Raw genomic sequence first — 3,404 nt, forward strand, 5'->3', positions numbered from 1 at the left:
GCCGGCGGCAACGCCGCCGGCGCCGGCGGCGGCAATGGCGCGGGCGACCAGTCGGGTTCCGCCGCCCCGTCGGCCTCGGCGGGCGACCAGTCCGGTGCCGGTGACCAGTCCGGTGCGGGCGGCGCCCAGATCGGCGGCTCCGCCGACCCGTCCGCCTCGGCCGGCGACCAGTCCGGCACCGGATCCGGCGCGAACGCCCCGTCCGGCAGCGGCGGCGCTCCGTCGGGCAGCGGCAGCGATCAGTCCGGTACCGGCAGCGACCAGTCCGGCGCCGGCTCCGCGAACAACGGGTCGTCCCTGACCGGCACGCGCTGAGCGACGGCGCTCCGCCGGGAGGGCCGCGAAGGGGCGCTGCGACATCCCTGCCGGCCTCACCTGCGGTTCCGGCCGGCGGGGAACGGTCCGGCCCTCCGGCGGGAGGGCCGGACCGTATCGTCCGTGCGGCCGTGCCCCGTCAGGCGCGGTCGCACGCCCGCAGCAGCAGCACCGCCACGTCGTCCATCCGGTCCCGTGCCGCCGCGCTGTGCCGGACGACCTCGTCCGCGAGCATCTCCAGCGGCTGGTCGCCGACCTCCGACAGCAGCCCGCCGAGGCCGGCCAGCGCGTCCTCGATGTCCACACTCGGCGTCTCCACCAGACCGTCGGTGTAGAGCACAAGGACCGATCCGGGGGCGAGTGACACCTCGGTCGTCGGATACACCGCGCCCGCGTCGATCCCGAGCAGCGGGCCGCCCGCCAGATCCAGCACTCGCACCCGTCCGTCCGGCCGTCTCAGCAGCGGCGGCGGATGCCCCGCCCGCGCCATGACGGCCTGCCCGCGCGCCGGGTCCAGCCGTAGATACAGACAGCTGGCGAACAGCTCGGTGCCGAGGTCGATCAGCAGCCGGTTGGTACTGCTCATGACCTCGTGCGGCGCCTGCCCGACCGTGGTGTACGCCCGGACACCGGTGCGGATCTGCCCCATCAGGCCCGCCGCGGTCACGTTGTGCCCCTGGACGTCCCCGATCACCGCCGCCGTCAACGGCAGGGACGGCACCAGGTCGTAGAAGTCGCCGCCGATGTCCATGCCGTGGGTCGCCGGCACATAGCGGGCCGCCGCCTCGATGCCCGGCGGCGGTGCCAGCGTGTGCGGCAGCAGGGCCTGCTGGAGACCGTGCGCGAGCCGGTGCTTGGCGTCGTAGAGCTGGGCCCGCTCCAGCGCCTGGGCGATCAGCCCGCCCAGGGACGTCAGCACGGCCCGCTCGTCGGCCGGGAACACATGCGGCTCGGCGTAGGCCAGCACACAGGTGCCCACCGGCCGCCCGGACGCGATCAGCGGCAGATACGCCCAGGCCGAGAACCCGTCCGGGATGTCGTACCGGCCCGGATACAGCCGCTCCAGCTCGTCCTGGCTGGCGAAGAACGCCGGCACCCCGCTGCCCAGCACATGGGTGCCCGGGGTCCGTTCGCTCAGCGGCAGCCCGTGGAACCGCTCCACGGTGTGCGGATCGGCGTACCCGCGATGTCCCAGCACATGCAGCCGCCCGCCCTGCGCGCCGAGGATCACCATCGCCTGGCTGCCGACCGCCGCGGCCACCTCGTTCCAGACCAGATGCACCACGTCCTGCACCCCGACCGCCTCGGTCAGCGCGCCCGCGAGGCTCAGCACCTGCGAGATCGTCACCAGCCGGGCCGGGGGCTCGTCCGCCTGCCGCGCGCCGCGGGCGACGTCCGCCACCGCCCGCGCCCGGGTGATGCGCATGCTCAGCCCGGTCGTGCTCGGATACATCCGGAACGACAGCCACTCGCCCGGCGGGCGCAGCGCCACGAACGACGTCACCTGCTGGCTGAGCAGCGCTCCCCGGTAGCGGTCCTCGTACATCGGGTCGTTCAGCCAGGGCACCGACACCCACGGCGGTGTGCCGAGCAACTCCCCGGCGGGCCGGCCGAGCAGCTCGGCGGCGACCGCGTTGACGAACGCGATCCGGCCGTGCAGATCCAGCGACACCAGCCCGTACGGCAGCCGGGACACCATCCGCACCGCCTCCACCGAGCCCAGCGTGTCCGCCACACCCGCCAACGAGGTCGTCACCACGTCCACCTCGGGGGCGACCGGCCGGTCGTCCTCCGCTTCCCGCTCCAGCCTGAGCGCCAGCCGGTCGCAGGCCGCCCGCAGATGGTCGCGCTCCCCGTCGGACAGCACCTGCGGATGCGCGCCGGGCCAGGTCACGAACACCGCGCCGTACACCCGCTGTTCCGTCGCCACGGGCAGCGCCGCCAGCGCGAACGGGTACGGCAGCACCACCGCGATACGCGGATAGCGCCGCGCCATCTCCTCCTCGCCGCCCACCCACACCAGCCGCCGCTCGCGCACCGCGTCGGCGACCGGGATCGGCGCGCTCAGCCCGACCCGCTCCCACGGCGCCGCGAACGCCCGGGGCATCCCCGCGTGCACCATCATCTCCAGGACCGGCTCCTCGGACCTGAGCAGGTACACCGCGCCGGAGTGCGCGTGCACCTCCCGCATCATCGAGACCAGCGCGAGCGACAGCACGGGCAGGGCGGCGGCCGCCCCGTCGGCCGCCGGTGCCGGTCGCGGCCCGTCGGACACGGCGACCACCTCCTCGCACGGCCGCGTCGCGCATCCTGGGGACAAGATTCCCTCGCGCGAGCGCACCGCGCACGGCGAGCGGCCCGGCCCGGGCACACGGCCCCACCTGGCGGGTCGCCCGCGGATACCCCGTCCGCGGGGGATCCATGCCCGGCCAACGGAAGCGCGGGCAGCGTACGGGCGCCTCGCGTGCGCCCCCGCGCACCCTGATGGCCGGATCTCCGCGCCCGCAGACGGTATCCGCGCCCAAGAATGGGCACGCGTTTTCCGTGCCGGACCCAGGGTGCGGACGGGGCGGGCCGCGCGGGGCAGGAGGCGCGGGCCGCGACGGCACGGGCGGCGACGAGAACGGGCTTGGGACAACCATCCGAGGGGGCGGGCAGTGATCCGGGTGCTTCTGGTGCACGACGCGTGTCTGGTGAGATCGGTCCTGGCCGAGTGGCTGCGCGGGGAACCAGGACTGGACGTGGACGACACGCCGTGGCGGGATGCCGACGCCCGGGTGCGGTCGTTATGCCCCGATGTGTGCGCGGCGGACCTCGACTGTACCGACGGCCAAGGGGCGCCGCCGCTCGGCGATCTGTGCCCGCCCGGTACCGGGGGAAGCTCTCCGGCGCTCGTGGTGCTGGCCCAGGCGAACCGGCCGGGCCTGCTGAAGCAGGCCGCAGAGGCGGGCGCGCTCGGCTTCGTCGACAAGGCGGGCTCGCCGGACCGGCTGGTGCGCGCCATCCGGTCCGTTGCCAAGAGGGAACGTTTCGTCGATGCCTCGCAGGGGGTCGAGCGGCATCGGGCTGCTGCGCCCGGTGCAGTTCGC

Annotated in this window: 1 protein-coding gene and 2 pseudogenes; 2 read left to right on the plus strand and 1 reads right to left on the minus strand. The window is 74.9% G+C overall.

Features of this window, described 5'->3' with window-relative positions; all coding sequences use genetic code 11:
* Window positions 1–315: pseudogene (locus AB0L75_RS43940) on the plus strand (S1 family peptidase); the annotation flags it as partial.
* A gap of 139 nt (window positions 316–454) precedes the next feature.
* On the opposite strand, the gene AB0L75_RS43945 reads toward AB0L75_RS43940, so the two are convergent.
* A complete protein-coding gene (locus tag AB0L75_RS43945) occupies window positions 455–2,590 on the minus strand; it encodes a SpoIIE family protein phosphatase (protein WP_365191909.1) in 2,136 nt (711 codons plus the stop codon).
* 382 nt (window positions 2,591–2,972) lie between these two features.
* On the opposite strand from AB0L75_RS43945, the pseudogene AB0L75_RS43950 reads away from it, so the two are divergent.
* Window positions 2,973–3,404: pseudogene (locus tag AB0L75_RS43950) on the plus strand (DNA-binding response regulator); the annotation flags it as partial.

Source organism: Streptomyces sp. NPDC052101, assembly GCF_040680235.1.
Taxonomy (GTDB): domain Bacteria; phylum Actinomycetota; class Actinomycetes; order Streptomycetales; family Streptomycetaceae; genus Streptomyces.